This window comes from Paenibacillus sp. J22R3, from assembly GCF_056269305.1.
The window spans coordinates 627290-647779 of sequence record NZ_JBWDNS010000003.1; the positions used below are offsets into that span (position 1 = coordinate 627290).

The following is a 20490-nucleotide window of genomic DNA, read 5'->3' on the forward strand; positions in this document are numbered from 1 at the left end:
ATTCTATTGCTTTGCGTAAAAAGGAAGAATTTACAAGCCCAGAATCATACTTCATACTATACTTGTAGAATACTACCAAATCCAAATCCAATTGCAAGACATACCATCTCCATGGAGGTTTAATATGGAAGCTCTATTAGTAGACAAGCCCGTCATGAAATTCATTGGATTAGCGAAATCTATGATGAACGCAATCATGGTCCGGAATCCGAGGAATCCATCACAGATATTTGTTTTCCTGTTCGAAAGCTACAATAGCCGAAAACAGAGCCTTACGAATTGAAAAAGAGCCCCGAGCGGCAGAGCTGTTTCCAGCTTCCATTCTCGAGGCTTTTTGCAATTATACATGATTACCCGCTATTAAGCCGTTTCCCCGACTTGACCCGCCGGCCCTACCTTCTTGCGCGTAACACTCTTCCTTCCGTCAATGCTTACCGGTACATCGCCATCGACCGTAACGCGGCGAACAACACGGTGCTGATCGCCATAATCGTTGACTGCATAATGCTGCGTCGCCCGGTTATCCCAGATGACAACATCGCCTTCTGCCCAGCGCCAGCGAACGGTGTTCTCCAGTTTAGTAATATGATTTTGCAGCAGCGAGAACAGTTGAGCCGAGTCTGTGGAAGACAATCCGAGGATCCGCTTCACAAAATGGCCCAAAACCAGCGTCCGCTCCCCTGTCTCCGGATGCACACGTACGAGCGGATGCTCCGTTTCGTATAAAGTAGATACGAATACTTCGCGATATCTCGTCTCCGCCGCTTCATCTGTAGGTCTGCTCCGATACGCAGCATAGTCATATTCATTGGAGTGTACCGCCCACAAGCCGTCGACCAGCTTCTGCAGCTCGGCAGGCAAATTGTCGTAGGCTGCGGCGGTATTCGCCCAGACGGTATCGCCACCAGCCTCCGGCACGACAACTGCCCGCAGAATGGAGGCCTGCGGATAAGCATCCACGAAAGTAACGTCCGTATGCCAGGAATCGGCACGACCGCCGTGATTGGAATTAAGCTCCAATACATAGTCGGTTCCTTGCTTGTTCGGCACCGTCGGATGAGATACCGGATCGCCAAGCAATTGGGCAAAAGCTTCCTGCCCTGCATCATCAAGGTGAGTTTGACCGCGGAAGAAAACAACCTTATGCTTCAGCAGCGCTTCTCTAATGAAGCTAACCGTTTCTTCATTTAAACTGGAAGAGAGTTTAACCCCTCTAATCTCTGCGCCGATTCTACCTGCTACCGGACGAACCTCGAATGCTTGACCAATCGTTTCATTTTGTTCTACTTTGCTCATGGTATTGCCTCCTTGGATTTGTTTTTACCTCAATTGTTCCTTCATTTGTTCTTTCATCTATGTGGTTAGTTCCTTGCTGCCAATGGAGATGGAGCCTGTGTCCCATACCGATTAACCGGTCGCCCGAGGCCAAAATGTTCCCGCAATGTCCGCCCTTGATACGCCGTCCGGAACAGCCCCCTGCGCTGCAGCTCCGGTACGACCTGCGAAGCAAATTCCTCCAGCCCCGCCGGCAAGTACGGCGGCATGACATTGAAGCCGTCGCTCCCGCCCTGCGTGAACCAGGCTTCCAGCTCATCCGCAACCTGCACCGCGGTGCCTGCGAATACGCGGTGTCCGCGTCCTCCGGCCAGCCGGTGAATCAGCTGGCGAATCGTCAGCCGCTCACGCGTCGCAAGATCAGCTACCAGCTGGAATCTGCTTTTGTTCCCGTTAATATCGCCGACGTTCGGCAGTTCAGGCAGCGGCCCGTCTAGCGGGTAGGTGAACAAATCGAGGCCCAGCAAGTTCGAGAGCTGATTGAGTCCATACTCGGGAACCGTCAGCTCATTAAGCTGCTGCTCCTTCTCCTTCGCTTCGGACTCCGTTGCGCCAATGACCGCGCAGATGCCGGGTAAGATCTTAAGCTCATCCGGATTTCTTCCATACCTGGCTGCGCGTGCTTTCACATCGCTGTAGAACTGCTGCGCTTCGACCAAAGTCTGCTGCGCCGTGAAGATCGCCTCCGCATATTGCGCCGCAAATTCCTTGCCGTCCTCCGAGGAGCCGGCCTGCACCAGAACCGGATGACCCTGCGGCGATCTCGGAATATTCAGCGGTCCGCGCACCTTGAACGCATCGCCGGCATGGTTGATGCTCCGCACCTTCTCCGGCTGCGCGAATACCCCGGCCTCGCGGTCAATGACGATTGCATCATCCTCCCAGCTGTCCCACAGACTCGTCGTCACCTCAAGGAATTCTTTGGCGCGCTCATACCGCTTGTGATGCTCCAGATGCTTATCGCGACTGAAGTTGCTTGCCTCAAACTCGCTGCCGGAGGTCACAATGTTCCAGCCCGCGCGGCCTTTGCTGATATGATCCAGCGAAGCGAATTTGCGAGCGACATGGAATGGCTCGTTGTAGGTCGTCGATACGGTGCCGATCAAACCGATCTGCTCCGTGACCGCAGCCAGCGCGGACAACAGCGTGAACGGCTCCAGCCCGACAAAAGCACCGTGCTTGATGTTATTGCTCACCGCCAGACCGTCTGCCAGGAACAGCGAATCAAACTTAGCCTGCTCGGCGATTCGCGCTATTCGCTGAAAATACGCAATATCCGTAATGTTCTGCGGCTCCGTCCCGGGATGCCTCCATGCCGCCTCATGATGGCCGGCATTCATAATGAATACATTCAAATTCATCTGTTTCTTCTGTTTGTTGCCCATCGCTTCTCCACGCACCTTTCCTCATTCGAGAACTCATTGGTCGCCGTAGGTCTGTCTCCACGACGTTAGCTTCCGCTCGATGTACAAGATGACATAGTTGAGAATCAAGCCGATGACGGAGATGGACGCAATACCGGCGTACATCTCAGGGATTTGAAAGCTAAACTGCGTATATTGAATGAGATAACCAAGGCCCGACTTCGCCCCCACCATCTCAGCCGCAACAAGCACAAGAATGGAGGCCGCCCCAGACTGACGGATACCGATAAAGATCGTAGGGATAGCAGCGGGAATAATGACTTTGCGAAAGAGTGCAACAGAGGAGAGTCCCATCGATTTGGCGGATTTGATCAAGAGTGGATCGACGTTCTTCACCCCGCTGATCGTATTGAGCAGCAGTGGAAAGAAGCAGGCATAGAAGACAATGGAGATTTTCGACGTTTCTCCGAGTCCAAGCAGCAGGATAAAAACCGGAAGAATCGCAAGCGGCGCCGTATTGCGCATCACCTCAAGCAGGGGATTCAGGTACGCGGCAACCGGCTTCCACCAGCCAATCGCAAGCCCGATCGGCACGCTCACGAGAAGCGCCAGCAGGAATCCGCCTAATGATCGGGTCAAGCTTGCTTCGGTGTGGGCAGCCAAATCGCCGGATAACAGCAGCCCCCACCACGCCTTAAGCACTTCGGACAACGGCGGGAAGAAGGTGCTGTCTACCAATCCGCTGCGGGGGGCGAGCTCCCATAGGACGAGAAAAGCAACGATGACAACAAGGTTGCGAAACCATTTCCGCGCGTGAACACCAGCAGCTTGAAGCGCGGCGCTGCCCGGCTGTTCCGCCGGAGTTTGAGCCGTTTCGGTTTCGTAGCGCGCCAGAGCTTTACCGTTTCCTGTCGTTACGTTAGCCATCGCCAGCCACTCCTTTGTTCATCGATTTCTTGACGCTTCCTGCAACGAGGCTCTTGTTCTTCTCCTGCTCCTGCGCCCTAGACACCTCATCCTTGAGCAAATCCCAGATCTGATGCCGAATGCGCACAAACTCCGGATTAGATCGCAGATCCTCTTCCGTTGTACGAGACTGGAACGGAACGTCGATGATTTGCTTGATTCTGCCCGGCCTTGAAGTCATAACCGCAACACGCTGCCCGAGATAAACGGCCTCTTCAATCCCATGCGTGATGAAAATAATCGTCTTCTTCGTCGCTTCCCAGATGCGGAGCAGCTCGGTTTGGAGGGTTTCACGCGTCTGCGCATCGAGCGCCGCGAAAGGTTCATCCATGAGCAGCACCTCGGGATCGTAAGCGAGGCTGCGAGCAATGGCGATCCGCTGCTTCATGCCGCCGGACAGCTCATGGGGATACCGATTCTCGAAGCCGGCCAAGCCGACGAGATAGATGTACTTGCGGGCGATCTCTCTGCGTTCTTTACGCGGAACGCCTTTGGTCTCCAGTCCGAATTCCACATTGGCGAGTGCTGTTTTCCAAGGGAATAATGCATATTGTTGAAAAACGATTCCGCGCTCCAGATTGGGCCCTTTAATCGGTTTGCCGTCCATTAGAATCTGCCCGCTGTTCGGTGTCGTCAGTCCGGCAAGCAGATCCAGCAGCGTTGATTTCCCGCAGCCGCTCGGGCCGACAATGACCATAAACTCGCCTTGCTTAACTTCCAAATTAATATTCTGCAGCGCCGATACCGGCTGCAGATCTGCCTTCAGATGGGATAGATTACGCTGAATCCGAAACGACTTGTGTACGTTCCGGAGGCTGATTTTGGCATCCATGCTCCTCATGCTCCTTTCCTGATTCGCGATTATTTCGTTTCACCCTGATAGGGATTGAACTGATTCGTATAGAGATCTTTTGCCGTCAGCTCCCCTTCCTTCAGGTTACCTTCGGCTATTAGCCATTTAATCCAAGTGTCAAACTCCTTGTCGGCGATCAGTCCGCCTGTGCCGGCTACCCCCGTGCTCTTCCAGAACTTGATCGCGCCTGTGTCTTCCTTCCGGCCGCGTTTGTTGATAATGTCCTCGAACTTGGCAACGACTTCCTCGCGCGGTGTTGTTCGTGCCCACTCGATGGCTTTGGCAGTAGCTTCCACAAACTTCTTGGCCGCGTTCGGATTATTCTTAATGAACTTATCCGTCATTACATAGCTGCCTGCGCTGAATGTCCCGAACAAATCCTTATCCTTGAACAGCGGATGAATGCCTCCGCGTTCTTCCGCTTTATCCCTCAAAGTGCCGCCCAGAGCAGCAACATCGATTTGATTCGCGCGAAGCGTCTGTTCCGTTGTGACCGGCGGAACGACCACGAGCGTCACTTGCTTGATCTCATCTGCAGTCAGCCCGCCTCTGTGCAAATACTCCTTGATGACAAATTCATGGTGTGCGCCAAGCGTGTTCACCGCGATCTTCTTGCCGATCAGATCCTTTGCCGTCTTAATTGGGCTGCCATCAAGGACGTAGTACCCCGTCCAAGTTGCATCATCCACACCATAGTAGGAGATCACGGACTTAATCGGCGCTTTGGCAGCCAGCAGCTTGACGATGGCGCCGTTGAATGCGCCGCCGTAGTCGGTATCGCCGGTCACGACGGACTGAATATCCTGCGGACCGCTGATCGTATTGCCGATATAGTTCAGCTTCAGCGGGGCGAGATAACCGAGATCCTCCGCTAATTCGGGGAAGGTTACAGCGCCGACCGACCCTTGGTATCGGAGCTCCGAGACCTCTGGTTCTCCGTCACTTTTCTTGCCAGTTGCACTGGCATCCTTCTCGTTACACCCGGTCAATACCAGGGATGTAGCGATGAGCAGCGTGAATGCGGTTAAGGCTGATTTCCTTACAAAATGCGGTTTCATGGGCAACCCTCCATCGGAATTTAATCAGAATCACAGGAAAATGTGATAAAAAAAAGAGACGCACTCATCTCTCGATGATTGGTCCCTCTCCGGCAATCCGGTGGATTAAAATATTCTTTTCCTATCGATTTACTATGATTTATACATGATAATACCTGCTGACCCTTTCGGTGTCAACAAGTATTAGGTAAATTTTTCTTTAAGCCGATATGCTCGTTGCTGCCGACTCAGGAGCCTGCTGCTTGAAAAGCGGCACCAGCGACAGCACTCCGGCAAGCATTAATAAGCCGGACAACGTATAAATCGTGGTAAGCGGAAGGATCGTCTTCAGCGGTCCGGCCAATGCCATCATGAGCACCATTGCTCCCATGTACATCGGACCTAGTGTGCCGCTGACGCGTCCGATAAATTCAGGCTTTGACCATTTAAGCATAATGGTATTGATCGAGATATGGACCATTGGGAAAATCATGCCCATAATCAACTGCATACTCAGCGTAAACGGTACGTTCACGGAATAACCAACACAGACAGTACCGATCGCGCTTACGCCTAAGGCGAGCGCCAGCATCTTAACCGGAGACATTTTCTTCGAAATGACCGTAATAAATGCACCGCCAATTAGCATGCCAATCCCGCTCAGCATGAGCACATATTGCAGAAATTCCTTCGGCTGCCCGAGTCGTTCCGTCACGACAAACAGCCCCAGCGTTTGCGCAATACCGCCCGATAAGCCTGCCAGTGCAAAGGTGATACACATCTTCCGAAGTACGCGGCTGCTCCACACATAGCGAAGTCCTTCCTTCATTTCCGTCATGACGGAGGTTGGCTTCGCTCCGGGATCGCGCTGCGTGCTCGCTTTATCTTGCGGGAGTCGGAACAGGATAAGTGCGGATAACAAACTTGCTACCCCCATAACGCCAATGGAGACATGAATGCCGAAGTTTTGGTAAACGATTGTTCCTACGGATGGCCCGGCGATTAAGAACACCGCCATAAGCGTTTGGAAGATTCCCATCGCGCTTTGCAGTTGCTCCTGTGGTACATACTGCTTGAACAGCTTCATCGATGAAGGTGCCGAGAATTGCGACAACGTCGCGGATAAGAAGGTGGCCAAATAAACGGCGGCCCATGATTCATACACAAGTGCGACCAGCACCAGCACGACGGATGCGGCCGACATGAAATCACACCAAATCATCGTTCGTTTCGGAAGCCAGCGGTCCGCGAAGGTGCCTCCAATAAAGGCGAATAGGAAAATCGGTGAGAACTCCGCAACGGAGATCAGAGATACAGCAATGGGATCGTTGTTCGTTTGATCGGTCACATAGAGTAGGATGGCAAAGTTTCGCACCCATATTCCAATTTGCAGCATAATATTCGACATGAGGATCGTTTGAAAAAAGCGGTTCCGCAGCAGCGGCGTTTGGGCTGTTGTACCTTCGGGTGCCACTTGGTTAGTATTCATTTCGTACCTAACTCCTTATTCGGTTCTATTTGGGCGGACGGTTGTAACCGTTCGGTTCGTATGGCTGTAATTCATCAAGCCACTTCTTCTCCAGCCGCTTGAGGGAATCACGGTAGTTCATTAAGGCATTGCGATCGACGATTTCCGTGCCGGGAATGAGCGTATCTTTGTAGTCATTACGCACCTCTTCGCCAAGACTGAGCTGCTCCAATACCTCATATCTGAAGTCTGCGCCTGCTTGTGCTCTGTACTCCTCTTGTAGAGCAGTATTCATATGACCGTTCATGTCGAGCGAGAACTTCTGGCGCGTCCATGCCGAGTCTAGTGTCGGTGATGAGGCGATATAACGTTTGCCATTCCGATCATTGATGATTTGAAACACGCCCATCGCGCGCTGCTTCATGCCATATTCATTCTGTAATTCCTTACGTCTGTTCATCATTGTAAATTCCTCCTTCAGTCATTCCCATTCATGCTTGGTGCTTCTGTCAGCTTACAGGCTCAGCCAATATACGCTTCCGTCGCTCTCACGATCTAGAAAACCATAGTCGACCAAGTATCTTCGAAGCGTCACATAATCTTCTTCCATGAACCGCTTGAGCAGCTCATTGACCTCAGCTTCCTTGTACTTGCGGCCTTTCTTGAAGCTGGTTGCAATGTGGCGGAGCAGTGCTGCTTTGCGTTTCTCCTTACGCGGCAGACCTGTGAGCGGCCCAGCCAATCCTTGCGGCAAATATTTGTTTAGCAGTGCTTTGTACTCATCGTGTGTGATCGCAAAACGCTCATCAACCAGAGGAGCCGTACGGTGCACCGGCACAAATTTCGCTCCTTGCGCAAGGCCTCCGTCCATCAGCTCCATGATGGCAAGAAACAGCTTTGCCTGCTTCGCTTTCTCTTTCAGCGCGAAACGGTGATTGCGAATGGTTGACGCACTGCCGCTGCCGGTTTGCTTCACGATGTCTGCATCGGAAGAGCCTGAGGCAAATGCACTGATGAGCTGCTTCTGCAAATCAGTTAGACCCGTTGCTTTCTTATCTAGTTCAAGCAGATATTGAAGCATGGATCCATGCACGCTGCCGATATGCTTGGCAACCGCTTTGTGAGCTTCCATGAGGCGAGTATCAATCGAATAGATGATGCCCTCTTCAAATTGTTCCCCGCAAACTAAGCAGTAATAGCTATCGGATTCCCCGTGATATACATAACCTTGCTTCAGCTCTGAGAGCGATGCGGTATAGAAGGATTCTGAAATGTCCATAACAAACAACTCCATCATTCGTTTGATAATTACCTAGATAATATATCACTTTGTTTAGTTTTATTCAATAAACGATTGTATAGTAAGAAGCTGGAAGTAGTATAGATATATAAAAAAGAATGACGATGATCCAATCTTTAAGCTGCTCTGGCACGCTTAAAGCCTCGATCATCGTCATTCTTCGGATACGCATATTTCCGTTTATCCGGCTTCACCCTCGTCACAGGTTTCACACCGTTCCAATTCCCTCGTTGCATAGTTGGATCCATCCCGCCTTGCTGCAGCTTCTTATCGCGCTGCTTACGCGCCGTACTCTTCGCCATGCTTAATGCACGCTCCTCCTATTAAGTTGAGACCGCCTATTGCTGTAGCTATCAAATGCAAGATCAGTGCCTCACCTCTAGCTTATACGATTGATGTGCTTCGTTTCAAGGGGCTGATGCGGGGCTGTCGCTCCCTTCCTATAAGTTACCTCGAGAAGTTGCTGTTTCGGCTATCAACTCTGCAAGCCGTTGTCACTGACGCGTTGCACCTCCACATTAGCAGTGTTACCACCTGCTGCAACTGTCATCCCCACTTCCGCTATTTCTGCTATTACGATGAACTCCTCTTCCTCGCTGTAGCCACTGTCGCAGTCACTCTGACACCTCCAACCTCCGTTACTATGTAACCTGCTCCTCTCTTACATCTGGCAGCCACCTGGCTGAAATGCTGACATTTGGACGGCTCCCCCGGATTAAATGTTGACAAATAGGCAGCATTTTCAGGCGAAAATAAGGGTTTTTGCTGGAAATGTTGTGCCAAAAGCAACATTCTCGCGCCAACCCCCCTTTCATCCGCTCGTACGACCGGGAATGTTGCAGAGTGGGCAACAATAGGCTCTTACAGTCCATCAGACGGCTAAAATGTTGCAATTCCAGCAGCATTTCGCGCCTCCACCCAACCGACCGCCGCCCTCCACCTTTCCCTCGAGCAAAATAAAAAGCTGTCCCGAAAGTACACAATGCGTACTTTAGGGACAGCCACAAGTTACTATGCTGTCTCTCGCCGATCAGGCGGCAGCAAGATCGCTAATAACCCGATCATCGGGAGAACGCTGGAGTAGTTCATCACCTTAGTCAGCCCCCAAGCTTCTGCGGCATGTCCCAAGATGATGGCGCCGAGCGCTCCCATGCCGAAGGCGAGTCCCGTAATGAGACCTGACGCCATGCCGACGTTGTTCGGAATAAGCTCCTGTGCGTATACGACGCTGACGGAGAAACCGGACAGCAGGATGAAGCCGAGCACGAAGCTCACCGGATACACCCACTCAATGGATAAATGAGGCAGCAGCAGCGCGAACGGGGAAGCACCGCCGATCGAGAACATGATCATCCGCTTGCGGCCGAAATTGTCAGCGAGCACGCCGCCGAAGAAGGTGCCAAGCACACCGGCAGCCATGAAGATGAAGATCGGCACTTGAGCCGCCTTGGTCGACAACCCATACTTCTCTACGGCGAAGAAGTTATAGAAGTTCGAGATGCCGCTGAAATACCAGGATCTCGAGAAAACGAGCAGAATCAATATCGTCATGGCGAAAATAATCACGCCTCTGCTCTGAACTGCCGCACCGTTCTGAGTCGCCGCTCTCGCTGATTTCTTAGCCGGCTTCCCATGCTGATCCAGCTGCCCTTTGTACCAAGGAACCACCCGCAATAAGATCGCGATAGCCGCAGCTGCCAATAACGTCCCCCAGATCGCGCCGGGCTGTCCCAGCGGCAAGAAGATAAAGATCGTCATCAGCGGAGCCAGCGAGCTCCCCGCATTGCCTCCGACTTGATAGATGGATTGCGCGAGCCCTCGGCGTCCACCAGCCGCAAAATATACGACACGGGAGCCCTCCGGATGAAATACCGCTGAACCCAAGCCGATAAACACAACCGCTCCTATGACGGAATAGAAATTCGGCGCATACGCAAGTCCGGCCATCCCAAGCAAGCTAAGCCCCATTCCGATCGGCAGCATCCAAGGCATCGGCCGTTTGTCGGAGAAATAGCCCACGACAGGCTGCATGACGGAGGAAGTCATATTCAGCGTAAAGGCAATCCAGCCCATTTGCCCATAGCTTAGATGAAGTGATTTTGCAAAGACAGGAAACAGTGCGGATACGACGGCCTGCATCGTATCATTCAATAAATGTACAGCACTGATTGCAAACAAAATCATGTACAGTGTACCGGTTTGCAAAGCAGCTGCACGTGGTGAAGCTGTAGCCAAACTCCCCAACCACCTTTCTCAAATACAACCTATCACAACGTGATAAGGTGAATCTCCGTCTACCTTTAGTCTACCTGCAAACCTTAGCATAATCGCTACGTAGTGACAATTATCCATTCTTAAGCAAAATTCCCAACTAATATTTGGAAATGTAATCGTTGACATCGCTATACAGTGCCGTTATTCTTTACATAGTAGTGACGCTTGTCCTTCCAATAAGTGCCCATTATGAGGGGAGATTATTTCGTGCCGAAGTTCCGTAATCGTACTTCCATTTCATTGCTGCGCATGTCACTCATGGGATCGCTAGCCGCTCTGATACTCAGCAGCTGCTCCTTGCTTCCTGCTGAAGAAGAGTCGCTTCAGCCCCCTATTCTAAGCAAGAAAGAAGAAATTCACGAAACAGAAGCCGTCAAACGCGGCAATATGGAACTCTATTTATCCTCTACCGCAACCGCTTCTTCCGATACGAATCAATCCGTCTCGTTCCCGGAATCCGGCGAACGCTTGAAGAAGCTGTACGTGCAGCCCGGAGATACCGTGAAAGCCGGCTCACCGATTGCCGAGCTCGACACCGGAGATTTGCCGCTCCGGATCAAGCTACAGGAGCTTACCGTTGAGCAGCGTTCGCTGCGTTACTCCGATGCCGTGAAGAGCGGCGACGAGGAAGATGCACGTCTCGCCCACATCGACCTGGAGAAAGAGCAGCTTCAACTTGATGCCCTGCGCAAGCAGTACCAGAAGTCGCTTCTGATCTCTCCGGCAGACGGAATCATAACGTACTTGAATGAACTCAAGCCCGGTGAAACGGTAGAAGCGCTGCAAACGATGGCAATCATCTCCAACCCGAATAAAGTCAACTTTATCTACGAGGCAACAGACGCTTCCAAGATCGCCTCTGTCAAGAAGGGCATTGAAGTGGACGTCACGGTGGATAAGAAGATCTACAAGGGCACCGTCATCCAAACACCGGCAACTGCGCCTAAGAGCGATGTCGATGCCATTAAACGACGAAATTCCAGAGCGCTTATTATCGCACTGGATGCGCCGAAACCGCAGATCGAGATCGGTAAGCTGGCTGACATTAAGCTGTTTATCGAGAAACGCAGTAATGTCCTCATTATTCCGCGCGGCAGCCTAAACAGCATGTTTGGCCGCAATTACGTGAAGATTATCGAGAATGATCGCATCAAAGAAGTCGACGTCGAAGTCGGCCTCAAGACTAGTGCCGAGGTCGAAATTAAGAAGGGGATCGATGAAGGCCAGAAGATCATCATCGATAACTAATAACAGAAGCGTCCCATGCGCTTGGTGTATGAACTCCATACACCTTGCAGCACGGGACGCTTTTTTCATTACTTATTTGCCTTGCAATGTGAAGGAGAACGCATACGTCTTGTTCGCTTGCAGCAAATATTGCGGATGCGGCATCGCACCCCAGCTGTCATCTCCGCCTACACCCATTTGCTTGTAGTTGATCCGTACAACCGTCTTATCGCTGGCAGGCAGCTTATAGACATGATCATGCGCTTCCAGCTCAAACGGCGTATACGGCAGCACATTGAGTTCAAAAGATGGTGCACCTGTGATATGCAGTGTCGCTCCCGCGCCATTGCCAATTGCTGCACGGCGTACGCCCATCTTGTTACCGCACTCCTGCGGACGCAGGTAGGGAACGAATTGCTCCGCTGGTGTGCCTTGGTACAAGCCAAGCTTCGCACTGCCTTGGCGATCCCAATACGATTCATGCGGCCCTTTGCCGTACCATTCCAGGTTCTCGAAGGAGCCATCCATGACGAGCATCATGCCGACTTCCGGAATTTCCGGCAAGCCTTCTCCCGGTGCCAGTTGCTGGAGCACTTGGATCGCACCGCTGCCCATAACCGTGTACGTAATGGAGCAAGTGGATTCCACTGTAGTCGGCAGCAAATATTCCGCATGCACGATGACTCGGTCAGCCAGCGCTTCCCATCGAAGCGCACGCAGCACGCGTTCTTCGCCCGCACTGCGCCAAGTTGCACAACGCTCGTGGTGCTTGTTGCCGCGGTCATTGTCGGTGTACGCGCGCCAGAAGTTAGGCGCAAGCGCGCTCTTCAGCAGCTCCGTTCCACCAACCTTGTAGGACACGAGGCTGCCGGTTGTTTGAGCGAACTCGGCTGTGAAGCCTGCCCCTTGCACGGTCAACACATCCGCGAGCTCGGATACGTCCACTGCACCGCTGCTCTCAACGCGCACAGAGCCCACAAGCGCCGACTTCGAAGCGGCAAGGACGAATTGCTCGAACGCGACCTCATGACCGGCAGCAGCCCATTGCGCAGCCTCTGTCGTGACGAAGCTGATGGTCAAGACAGCTTCCCCGTTATGCTCCTCGCGAGCCGGCAGCGGAAGCGTTATCTCCCCAGCTTCACCCGGCGCCACAGCAACAGTCAAGCTGCCTTCAGCAGCAAGCACACCATCAAGCGCAACCGACCACTGCAGCGTATAAGCATCCAAATTCGTGAACAAGTTCTTATTCTGAATGCGGTACAGACCTTGTTTGCCATCTACTTCGGTAATCCCGATATTCTGGTAGCATTTCTTCACTTCCAGCAGTTTAGGCGAGATGGAGCGGTCCGCGAAAATCAACCCGTTGCCGCAGAAATTACCGTCATGCGGCTGCTCTCCAAAGTCTCCGCCATAGGCCATGTAGGAGACGCCGTCTTCGCCGGTTGTCCAGATCGCTTGGTCAACCCAGTCCCAAATAAACCCGCCCTGCAGCACCGGATGCTTGTCGAACAGCTCCGTGTAGATATGCAATCCACCGCAGGAGTTGCCCATCGCATGGCTGTATTCGCATAGAATATAAGGCTTCTTCGGACGATGATCGTGCGCATACTCAGCCAGCTTATGCGGCTTCGCGTACATGAAGCTCTCAATATCTGTCGCGTCAGCCGATTCTCTCCACATTGTTACGCCTTCATAATGGACGAGACGTGAAGGATCTGCTTCGCGAAGGAAATCATGCATTTTGACAAAGTTGTCGCCGCCAAAAGATTCGTTCCCAAGCGACCAAATGATGATGGACGGATGGTTCTTATCCCGCTGCATCATGGAGTTCGCCCGATCCAGCACATTCGCTGTCCATGCCGGGTTGCTAGCCGGCACGTTATGCGGCAGCAGTTCCAATTGATCGTACGCCCAGCTGCCATGCGTTTCCAGATTCGTCTCGTCAATGACGTACAGACCATATTGATTGCACAGCTCGTACCAGAGCGGATGATTCGGATAATGCGAAGTCCGAACAGAGTTGATATTGTGAGTTTTCATCAATTTAACGTCTGTAATCATGTCCTCCAGCGCCAGCGCACGGCCGGTATGGCAAGAGAATTCATGACGGTTAGTCCCTTTAAACACGATACGCTGTCCGTTAATGAGCATCAGCCCATTCTTGATTTCAAACTTACGGAAGCCCGTTTGTGCGCTGATTGTCTCGAGCTGCTTCTGCTCGGCATCCTTCAGACTAATGACAAGCGTGTATAGGTTCGGCTGCTCTGCGCTCCACTTGAGTGGATTGGCTACTTGCACGGAGGCTTCGATCTCTACTTCCGCTTCGCTGCTTCCAAGCGTAGTGGTTACAACGATGGGCTGTGCCAGAACCGGCTGCCGCTTGCTGTCATACAGCTGCGCTTCCACCGTTACCGTCCCGAGATCCACTTCCCAGTAATTCATGATTGTCGCTCTTAGTTTAAGCTCGGCATCGCGGTAAGCATCGTCAAGCTCTGTTGTTACGAAGAAGTCATAGATATGCGCTTTCGGAGCCGTATACAAATACACATCACGGAAAATCCCGCTCATCCGCCAGAAATCCTGATCCTCCAGCCAGCTTGCATCGCACCAGCGGTACACTTCGACGGCAAGCTTGTTGTCACCGGCACGCAGATATGGCGTAAGATCAAACTCAGCAGGCGTAAACGTATCTTCGCTGTAACCGACCAGTTCACCGTTTAACCAGACGTAGAAAGCCGACTCTACCCCTTGGAAGCTGATAAATACGGGCTGGCCCTGCCAGTTATCAGGAACCGTAAAGCTGCGTACATAGGAGCCAACGGGATTATATTTGGTCGGTGCAAAAGGAGGCTTAAGGTCCGGCTCTGATGCTTCCCACGGATAACGGATATTCGTATATTGCGGGTAATCGTAGCCTTGCAGCTGCCAATGTCCGGGTACCGCGATTTCGTCCCAAGCGCTCGTATCAAAGCCATCCTCGTAGAAGTTCGCAATACGTTTTGACGGCGTTTCGGCAAAAGCAAACTTCCAGTTCCCGTTCAGTGATAAGCTGCTGCGAGATGCATTGCGATCGCCTTTCAGTGCTTCTTCTATAGAATCGAAGGGCATCAGCGTAGCATGTGCCTTCATTCGGTTCAATTCAAAAATCTCAGGGTTATTGTTCCACTCCGGATAACCGTTAGCCGGCGGTGTATAGGTGAATTTCGATTTCAATGCGAGCACCTCTTTCTAGTAGTAGACATCCATAAGGCTACTTTATCGGAGTTGAATCCCTATCGTAAATATAATAAATGGACGGCAAGATATAAAAAAGAGGAGGCAGGCGAGAAGGCTTCCCCTCTCACCTGCGCACTCCTCTTGTGAGCTATTCAAATCGCAGTGCTTCAATTGGCCGCAAATTGGATGCTTTGTTCGCCGGGAACAGGCCGAACACCACACCGATGAAGACCGAGAAGCCGAATGCCAAGCCAATGATTGGCATCGACAAGACGACGGTCATGCTCATCGCCTTGGATAATAGCTGCGAGGCCCCGACGCCAATGCCAACGCCGAGCAGACCTCCCAGCCCGCTTAAGGCGATGGCTTCAATGAGAAACTGGGTTAGAATATCCCGCTTCTTCGCGCCAATCGCTTTGCGAATGCCGATTTCCCGCGTCCGTTCGGTAACGGACACGAGCATAATATTCATGATGCCGATGCCGCCAACAAGCAGGGAAATCGCTGCAACGCCGCCAAGTGCGAGCGACAACGTATCCGAGATGCTGCTGAAGGAATCGAGCAGATCCTGCTGGTTGAATACGCGGAAGCTGTCCGTATCGCCGCGGAACTTCTTCGTCAGCGCTGTTTCAAGCTCGGTTACGACGGCATCCATTTTGTCCGCATCCGCCACCTGCACATTGATTGTTTTGACCCCTTTGGATTTAAACAATCTCTCTGCCGTTGTAATCGGAATCACGACAACCTCGTCGTTGGAGCCGGTCAGCGAGCTGCCCTTGGAAGCCAGCACACCTACCACTTTGTATCTGACTCCGTTAATCAGAAAGGTTTGCCCGACCGCGTTTGTCGTCCCGAACAGATCCGTTGCCGTCGTCGATCCCAGCACCGCAATCTTCTGATAATAATCGAGGTCGATTTGCGCGACGAACCGCCCTGCCGCTACATCATACTCCTTCACGTCCAAGTAGTCTTCTGTAGTACCGACTACGCTGACTGACGTGCTCTCGCTCCCATTCTTGACGGTCGCATTCGACTGATTGATTGGAGCGGCAAAAGCGATATCGTCCTTCGCCGTAATTTCTTCCGCTTCCTTATAGTCCACGGTCGTCTTGGAGCCGCGCCCCGTAATATTGACCGTGAGCAGATTGGTGCCTAAGCTCTGCACCTGATCGGTGACCTGCTTCGTTGTCCCTTGGCCGACACCGACCAAAGCAATGACGGCAGCTACCCCGATAATGATGCCCAGCATCGTGAGCAGCGATCTCATTTTGTTGGAAAGGATGCTTTTAGCCGCCATTTTGAAGGCTTGACTGACGTTCACGTCTCTCACCGCCTTCTTCACTGATTTGACCATCTTGAATGCGCACGACTCGCCGCGCTTGCTGCGAAATGGCCGTATCATGCGTAATGAGGACAATGGTATGTCCTTGCTTGTTCAATTCCTTCATCAGCCCCATAACCTCGACCCCGGTACGGGTATCGAGTGCTCCGGTCGGCTCATCGGCCAGCAGAATCGGAGGGTTGCCCGCCAAAGCTCTTGCGATCGCTACGCGCTGTTGTTGTCCACCGGACAGCTCGCTCGGTTTATGCTTGACGCGCTCTTCGAGTCCGACCTTGGTGAGCGCCTCGATAGCCTGTTCCTTGCGCTGCTTCGCCGGGATGCCCCGGTAGATGAGCGGAAGCTCGACATTTTCAAGAGCCGACAGCTTATTGAGCAAATTGAAGCCTTGAAAAATAAACCCGATCTTGCTGTTGCGAATTTCAGCGAGCCTATTCTCCCGAAGTCGGCTCACTTCCTCGCCATCGAGCCAATATTTTCCTTCGGTCGGCGCATCCAGGCAGCCGATGACATTCATCAGTGTCGACTTGCCGGAGCCCGATGGACCGATGATGGCGATAAAATCACCATAATCGATTTTCATTGAAATATCGCTGAGTGCGTGGACGGTTTCTCCGCCCATTTTGTACAATTTGGACAAGTTCTCGATATGAATGAGTGGTTCACGTTTGGCTTCCATTAGCGTGTTCCTCCGCCGCCGGTGCCTCCACCGCCTCCGCCTTGCGTACCTCCGGCACGCGTCTGAGCTCCGCCTCCGCCTGCTGCGCGTTCGACTCGAACACCGCCGCCTCCGCCGAAGCCGCCTCCGCCGCCAAAACCGCCGAAGCCGCCTGCCGCACCTGCGAAGCCTGCTTGCGCCCCGGTTGTACCGGTTGAAGCTACAACGGTTGGCACCACAACTTTGTCGCCTTCTTTAAGTCCGGAGAGGATTTCAATGTAGTCTTCATTATGAATTCCGACCTCAATTATTGTTGGAACGCCATTGCCGAAGCGGCTGTTTGCACCGTTTCTGCCGCCTGCGCGACCGGCGAACTGGCCGCCGCCTGCTCCTGCTTGGCCGCTGAATTGACCTTGTTGGCCTTGGCCTCTGGATTGACCCTGGCCTTGTGTGGACTCATCGCCGGAGCCCGCTTTATCTGTACCTTTATCCGTCGTTGTATCTGTTCTGCCGCCACCTGTTGTGGATGGTCCGCCTGCAGCGCCGTTACTTGCCGTTTGCGTACCTGCCGGGAGCATAACCATGTAGCGTTTGCCTAATGATTGAACTGCGTCAATTGGAAGCATGAGCGTATTTTCTTTCTTCTCGATCTCGATGCTTGCTTCCGCGGACATCCCGCTCTTGAGATTTTGCGCTTTATCTAGGGCAACGGTAACATCGAATGAAGCTACCCCGTTGCTTGCTGTACCTTCGTCTGCGATTTTCACTACTTTACCTGTGAAAGTCTGGTCAGCCAATGCTTCTACAGAGATCGTAGCGCTCTGGCCCTCTTTGACCTTGGCGATATCGAGCTCATCGATGCCAACGACCATTTCCAAAGAAGCATAGTTTGCGATGGTTAAGATTTCAGTTGAAGGATTCAAGGAGTCCCCTTCGACGATAGATAGCGTTGTAACTGTGCCCTCGATCGGTGCCGTAATCGTGCTTCCTTCTTGGCTCTCTTCCAAGTCGGTAATCGACGTTCTGGACTGCTCGATCGCAAGCTGCTGTTTCTTCAAGCTTAGTTTAATGTTGGAAATATCGCTTTCCTCTGTCGCTGTTTTCAGCTTGGACTGTGTATCCTCCAAGTCTAGCAGCTTGCTTTCCAGGTTGAGCTTTTCGGATTTAATCTTGTCGGAATTGTCCACGCCTTCGATCGTCAGCAATACATCGCCTTTCTTAACGATGTCGCCTTCTTTCACGTTTATTTTCTCGACAGTTCCTTGCTCCGTCGCTTTAACCGTTTGTTTGTCGAGCGGAGCCAAGCTGCCGGTTCCACTCACATGCACCTCAATAGTACCTTTGACCACTTGGGTGGTGGATTGTACCTGTGCTAACGGCTCCTCCTTCGTTCCCATTTTCATATAAACCACAACTGCAGCTGCAACTAGCAGCACGCCGATCCCGAGCAGCCACCATTTTCTCATTGCCCGTTTCCTGCCTTTCCTTGAGTTCCCGGATTGAACCGGAGCGAGATATATTGCGCCGTCGTGTTATCGGAGGACAGCCACACGGTGAGGATGTCGCCTTCCTTCAGATCAGCGGCTTTGAGCGCATTGGTCGTCATGCCATCCTGACCTCGGCTCATCGTTACGATTTCCGTATCGGCGTCGACCGCTACCGTTGTCTGCGCATCTTCAAATTTCATTTGATCCATGAAGCCTGCGCCGCCTCCAAATCTGCCGCCTTGGCGTTTGCCGCCTTCTCCGTTTGGTGCAGCGTTGCCTTGCGCACCGTCTGCGCCTGCGTTACCTTGCGGGGCATTAGCTGCCGCTCCGTTGCCACTATCGGTTGGGGGAGCTTCGCTCTCAGGTGCGGTGCCGTTGCCAGCTTCCGGTGCGGCGGCATTGCCGGTACCGTTCCGGCCTTCGCCCGATTTCGCTTGCCCGTCCCGATTCGGACGCCCGCCACCGCCGCCTCCGAACCCGCCACCACCGCGCGGCATATCCGCCGGAGATAACGTTGATTTCTGCACGATAATCGCATCACCGGATACCTTCACCACTTTTGCCAGAAAATCCGCCGTCCGATCCGGCTGATTCACATCGCCGCCATTAAACCCGCCGACAGCCGCTTGTCCGTTATTAGTCGGCTGCTGCTCGTCGTTTTGCGCGCCGCATCCCGTCAGCATCGCCGTCAGCAGCATCGCCGCGGCCATTAATTTCAAACTGGAACGATCCATAAGGTTAGGATTCCACCTCTCTATTTGTTCTCCGTTATTCACAATAGCACGCATAAATGAAGTCCATGTGAAGAGAGGTGAAGTGGTGGCCGGGACGAGTGAGAGACTGGTTTTCCCACTCTCATCCTCCGGCGCGGACAGGATCCGGTTAGTTTGGTCGCTGAGAGTTCGATTTCGGGACTCTCGGCTTGTTTTTCTAGCGCTCTTGCAGCTGAGAGTTCGGTTTTCGAACTCTCAGCATAAGTATTCGCGGATCCTGACTCTTGCACAGAAGTAACCGCGAGGATCGAGCGAATCCAGCGGGATTGAAGGCTTTAAGCGGCATATCCGCTTACGAGCTTGAAAACGGGTAAGCTCGGTTCTCGCGGGTTACAATGCTCGCGCTTCGAGCGAGTAACGCAAACAAAAAAAGCCGGACAGGATCGCCCCTGTCCGGCCTCTTATTAGATCGAAATAACCGAATATTCCGGTCTTGCTTTGTTGAAGTTTGGATTCTCGCCGCATACCATGAGGCCCATGCCCCAGTTGATATGCTCTTGTTTGGATGGGAAGTCTGTTGCGCTGCGGTATTGGAAAAGCACGTTGCGGCGAGTACGCTCGCTGCGGTTAGCAGGTGAGCCGTGAATGGTCAAGTAGTTGAAGAACAGCACATCGCCCGCTTCTGCTACGCATGGCACACCATCGGATACCGGATATTCCTTCGCATTCAGGTAATGTCTGCCCATGTGCGGCAGTTCGCCCCATTTGTGCGAGCCCGGCATAACGTGCAAGCAGCCATTTTCCAGGTCTGCATCGTCCAGATGGACACTTGCGGCCAGCATTGTGTGCTGCTCATGCGGGAAGTAAGGGTGATCCTGGTGCATTGGGAACGCGGCGCCGTTTTCCGGCGGCTTCACCAGCATTTTGGAATGGTGGAGTTGAACGTTTGGTCCGATGATTTGCGACAGCACATCCGTCATGTTCGGGTGCGACAAAGCGCGAAGGAAGGAAGCATCATGGTAATGCACATCATGGAAACCTTTCAGAACGAGCTTCTTCAAATCTTCCGCCGGCAGGAAGTCACCTTGCCACTGTGCATTGTGATCCATATTCGCTCTTGCTGCGCGATCGATAATACCGTCAACCGCTTTGCGCATCGTTTCAATTTCACCTTTGTTGAATACGCCTTTCACTAGCAAATAACCATTTTCTTTGTAAAATTCTACATCCTGAGCTGTAATCATGTTACAATC

17 protein-coding genes are annotated in these 20490 nt (G+C 52.5%); 1 reads left to right on the forward strand and 16 read right to left on the reverse strand.

The window, feature by feature from the left end; genetic code table 11:
• Positions 1 to 360: 360 nt before the first annotated feature.
• The 10 genes from AC0YN4_RS17575 to AC0YN4_RS17620 all read right to left on the reverse strand — a co-directional run bounded on the left by AC0YN4_RS17575 (position 361) and on the right by AC0YN4_RS17620 (position 10507).
• Positions 361 to 1296, reverse strand: a complete 936-nt coding sequence (locus AC0YN4_RS17575; protein ID WP_475836312.1) for a TauD/TfdA dioxygenase family protein — start codon at positions 1294 to 1296, stop codon at positions 361 to 363.
• Positions 1297 to 1361: 65 nt separating this feature from the next.
• Positions 1362 to 2720, reverse strand: a complete 1359-nt coding sequence (locus AC0YN4_RS17580) for an LLM class flavin-dependent oxidoreductase (RefSeq protein WP_475836313.1) — start codon at positions 2718 to 2720, stop codon at positions 1362 to 1364.
• Between the two features lie 33 nt (positions 2721 to 2753).
• Complete coding sequence (locus AC0YN4_RS17585; protein WP_475782379.1) at positions 2754 to 3626, reverse strand: ABC transporter permease; 873 nt, start codon at positions 3624 to 3626, stop codon at positions 2754 to 2756.
• Positions 3619 to 4497, reverse strand: a complete 879-nt coding sequence (locus AC0YN4_RS17590) for an ABC transporter ATP-binding protein (protein WP_475836314.1) — start codon at positions 4495 to 4497, stop codon at positions 3619 to 3621. The genes AC0YN4_RS17585 and AC0YN4_RS17590 overlap by 8 nt, the downstream gene beginning before the upstream one ends.
• 29 nt (positions 4498 to 4526) lie before the next feature.
• Positions 4527 to 5576, reverse strand: coding sequence for an ABC transporter substrate-binding protein (locus AC0YN4_RS17595; protein WP_475782381.1), 1050 nt, complete (start codon positions 5574 to 5576; stop codon positions 4527 to 4529).
• Positions 5577 to 5775: 199 nt separating this feature from the next.
• Positions 5776 to 7044 (reverse strand): MFS transporter, encoded by a 1269-nt coding sequence (locus tag AC0YN4_RS17600; protein WP_475782382.1) that lies wholly within the window; start codon positions 7042 to 7044, stop codon positions 5776 to 5778.
• A 25-nt stretch (positions 7045 to 7069) separates the two neighbouring features.
• Positions 7070 to 7486, reverse strand: coding sequence for a GIY-YIG nuclease family protein (locus AC0YN4_RS17605; protein WP_090985036.1), 417 nt, complete (start codon positions 7484 to 7486; stop codon positions 7070 to 7072).
• 51 nt (positions 7487 to 7537) lie between these two features.
• Positions 7538 to 8302 carry a DUF2087 domain-containing protein gene (locus AC0YN4_RS17610; protein ID WP_475782383.1) on the reverse strand — a complete coding sequence of 255 codons (765 nt, stop codon included), beginning with the start codon at positions 8300 to 8302 and terminating at the stop codon, positions 7538 to 7540.
• A gap of 137 nt (positions 8303 to 8439) precedes the next feature.
• Positions 8440 to 8625, reverse strand: a complete 186-nt coding sequence (locus tag AC0YN4_RS17615) for a hypothetical protein (RefSeq protein WP_475782384.1) — start codon at positions 8623 to 8625, stop codon at positions 8440 to 8442.
• Between the two features lie 709 nt (positions 8626 to 9334).
• Positions 9335 to 10507 carry an MFS transporter gene (locus AC0YN4_RS17620; protein WP_475836478.1) on the reverse strand — a complete coding sequence of 391 codons (1173 nt, stop codon included), beginning with the start codon at positions 10505 to 10507 and terminating at the stop codon, positions 9335 to 9337.
• 297 nt (positions 10508 to 10804) lie between these two features.
• Here AC0YN4_RS17620 and AC0YN4_RS17625 point away from each other — a divergent pair, with 297 nt between their 5' ends.
• Positions 10805 to 11845, forward strand: coding sequence for an efflux RND transporter periplasmic adaptor subunit (locus tag AC0YN4_RS17625; protein ID WP_475836315.1), 1041 nt, complete (start codon positions 10805 to 10807; stop codon positions 11843 to 11845).
• A gap of 72 nt (positions 11846 to 11917) precedes the next feature.
• On the opposite strand, the gene lacZ is transcribed toward AC0YN4_RS17625, so the two are convergent.
• The 6 genes from lacZ to AC0YN4_RS17655 form a co-directional block, all read right to left on the reverse strand.
• Positions 11918 to 15037 (reverse strand): beta-galactosidase, LacZ type, encoded by a 3120-nt coding sequence (gene lacZ / locus AC0YN4_RS17630; RefSeq protein WP_475836316.1) that lies wholly within the window; start codon positions 15035 to 15037, stop codon positions 11918 to 11920.
• Positions 15038 to 15188: 151 nt separating this feature from the next.
• On the reverse strand, positions 15189 to 16442 hold the full coding sequence (locus AC0YN4_RS17635; protein ID WP_475836317.1) for an ABC transporter permease: 1254 nt from the start codon (positions 16440 to 16442) through the stop codon (positions 15189 to 15191).
• The gene (locus AC0YN4_RS17640; RefSeq protein WP_475782387.1) at positions 16327 to 17058 is read right to left on the reverse strand and encodes an ABC transporter ATP-binding protein; all 732 of its coding nucleotides are present in this window, start codon (positions 17056 to 17058) and stop codon (positions 16327 to 16329) included. The genes AC0YN4_RS17635 and AC0YN4_RS17640 overlap by 116 nt, the downstream gene beginning before the upstream one ends.
• Entirely contained in the window at positions 17058 to 18503 is a 1446-nt protein-coding gene (locus tag AC0YN4_RS17645) for an efflux RND transporter periplasmic adaptor subunit (RefSeq protein WP_475836318.1), read from the reverse strand. The genes AC0YN4_RS17640 and AC0YN4_RS17645 overlap by 1 nt, the downstream gene beginning before the upstream one ends.
• Complete coding sequence (locus AC0YN4_RS17650; RefSeq protein WP_475836319.1) at positions 18500 to 19258, reverse strand: hypothetical protein; 759 nt, start codon at positions 19256 to 19258, stop codon at positions 18500 to 18502. The genes AC0YN4_RS17645 and AC0YN4_RS17650 overlap by 4 nt, the downstream gene beginning before the upstream one ends.
• A gap of 443 nt (positions 19259 to 19701) precedes the next feature.
• Entirely contained in the window at positions 19702 to 20481 is a 780-nt protein-coding gene (locus tag AC0YN4_RS17655; RefSeq protein ID WP_475782390.1) for a phytanoyl-CoA dioxygenase family protein, read from the reverse strand.
• Between the last annotated feature and the right edge of the window lie 9 nt (positions 20482 to 20490).

Coding starts and splice junctions, on each gene's coding strand:
- AC0YN4_RS17605 (WP_090985036.1), bottom strand. CDS start 7,486: ATGATGAACAGACGTAAGGAATTACAGAATGAATATGGCATGAAGCAG.
- AC0YN4_RS17585 (WP_475782379.1), bottom strand. CDS start 3,626: ATGGCTAACGTAACGACAGGAAACGGTAAAGCTCTGGCGCGCTACGAA.
- AC0YN4_RS17640 (WP_475782387.1), bottom strand. CDS start 17,058: ATGGAAGCCAAACGTGAACCACTCATTCATATCGAGAACTTGTCCAAA.
- AC0YN4_RS17615 (WP_475782384.1), bottom strand. CDS start 8,625: ATGGCGAAGAGTACGGCGCGTAAGCAGCGCGATAAGAAGCTGCAGCAA.
- AC0YN4_RS17575 (WP_475836312.1), bottom strand. CDS start 1,296: ATGAGCAAAGTAGAACAAAATGAAACGATTGGTCAAGCATTCGAGGTT.
- AC0YN4_RS17595 (WP_475782381.1), bottom strand. CDS start 5,576: ATGAAACCGCATTTTGTAAGGAAATCAGCCTTAACCGCATTCACGCTG.
- AC0YN4_RS17635 (WP_475836317.1), bottom strand. CDS start 16,442: ATGATACGGCCATTTCGCAGCAAGCGCGGCGAGTCGTGCGCATTCAAG.
- AC0YN4_RS17610 (WP_475782383.1), bottom strand. CDS start 8,302: ATGGACATTTCAGAATCCTTCTATACCGCATCGCTCTCAGAGCTGAAG.
- AC0YN4_RS17620 (WP_475836478.1), bottom strand. CDS start 10,507: ATGATTTTGTTTGCAATCAGTGCTGTACATTTATTGAATGATACGATG.
- AC0YN4_RS17590 (WP_475836314.1), bottom strand. CDS start 4,497: ATGGATGCCAAAATCAGCCTCCGGAACGTACACAAGTCGTTTCGGATT.
- AC0YN4_RS17645 (WP_475836318.1), bottom strand. CDS start 18,503: ATGAGAAAATGGTGGCTGCTCGGGATCGGCGTGCTGCTAGTTGCAGCT.
- AC0YN4_RS17650 (WP_475836319.1), bottom strand. CDS start 19,258: ATGGATCGTTCCAGTTTGAAATTAATGGCCGCGGCGATGCTGCTGACG.
- AC0YN4_RS17655 (WP_475782390.1), bottom strand. CDS start 20,481: ATGATTACAGCTCAGGATGTAGAATTTTACAAAGAAAATGGTTATTTG.
- AC0YN4_RS17600 (WP_475782382.1), bottom strand. CDS start 7,044: ATGAATACTAACCAAGTGGCACCCGAAGGTACAACAGCCCAAACGCCG.
- AC0YN4_RS17580 (WP_475836313.1), bottom strand. CDS start 2,720: ATGGGCAACAAACAGAAGAAACAGATGAATTTGAATGTATTCATTATG.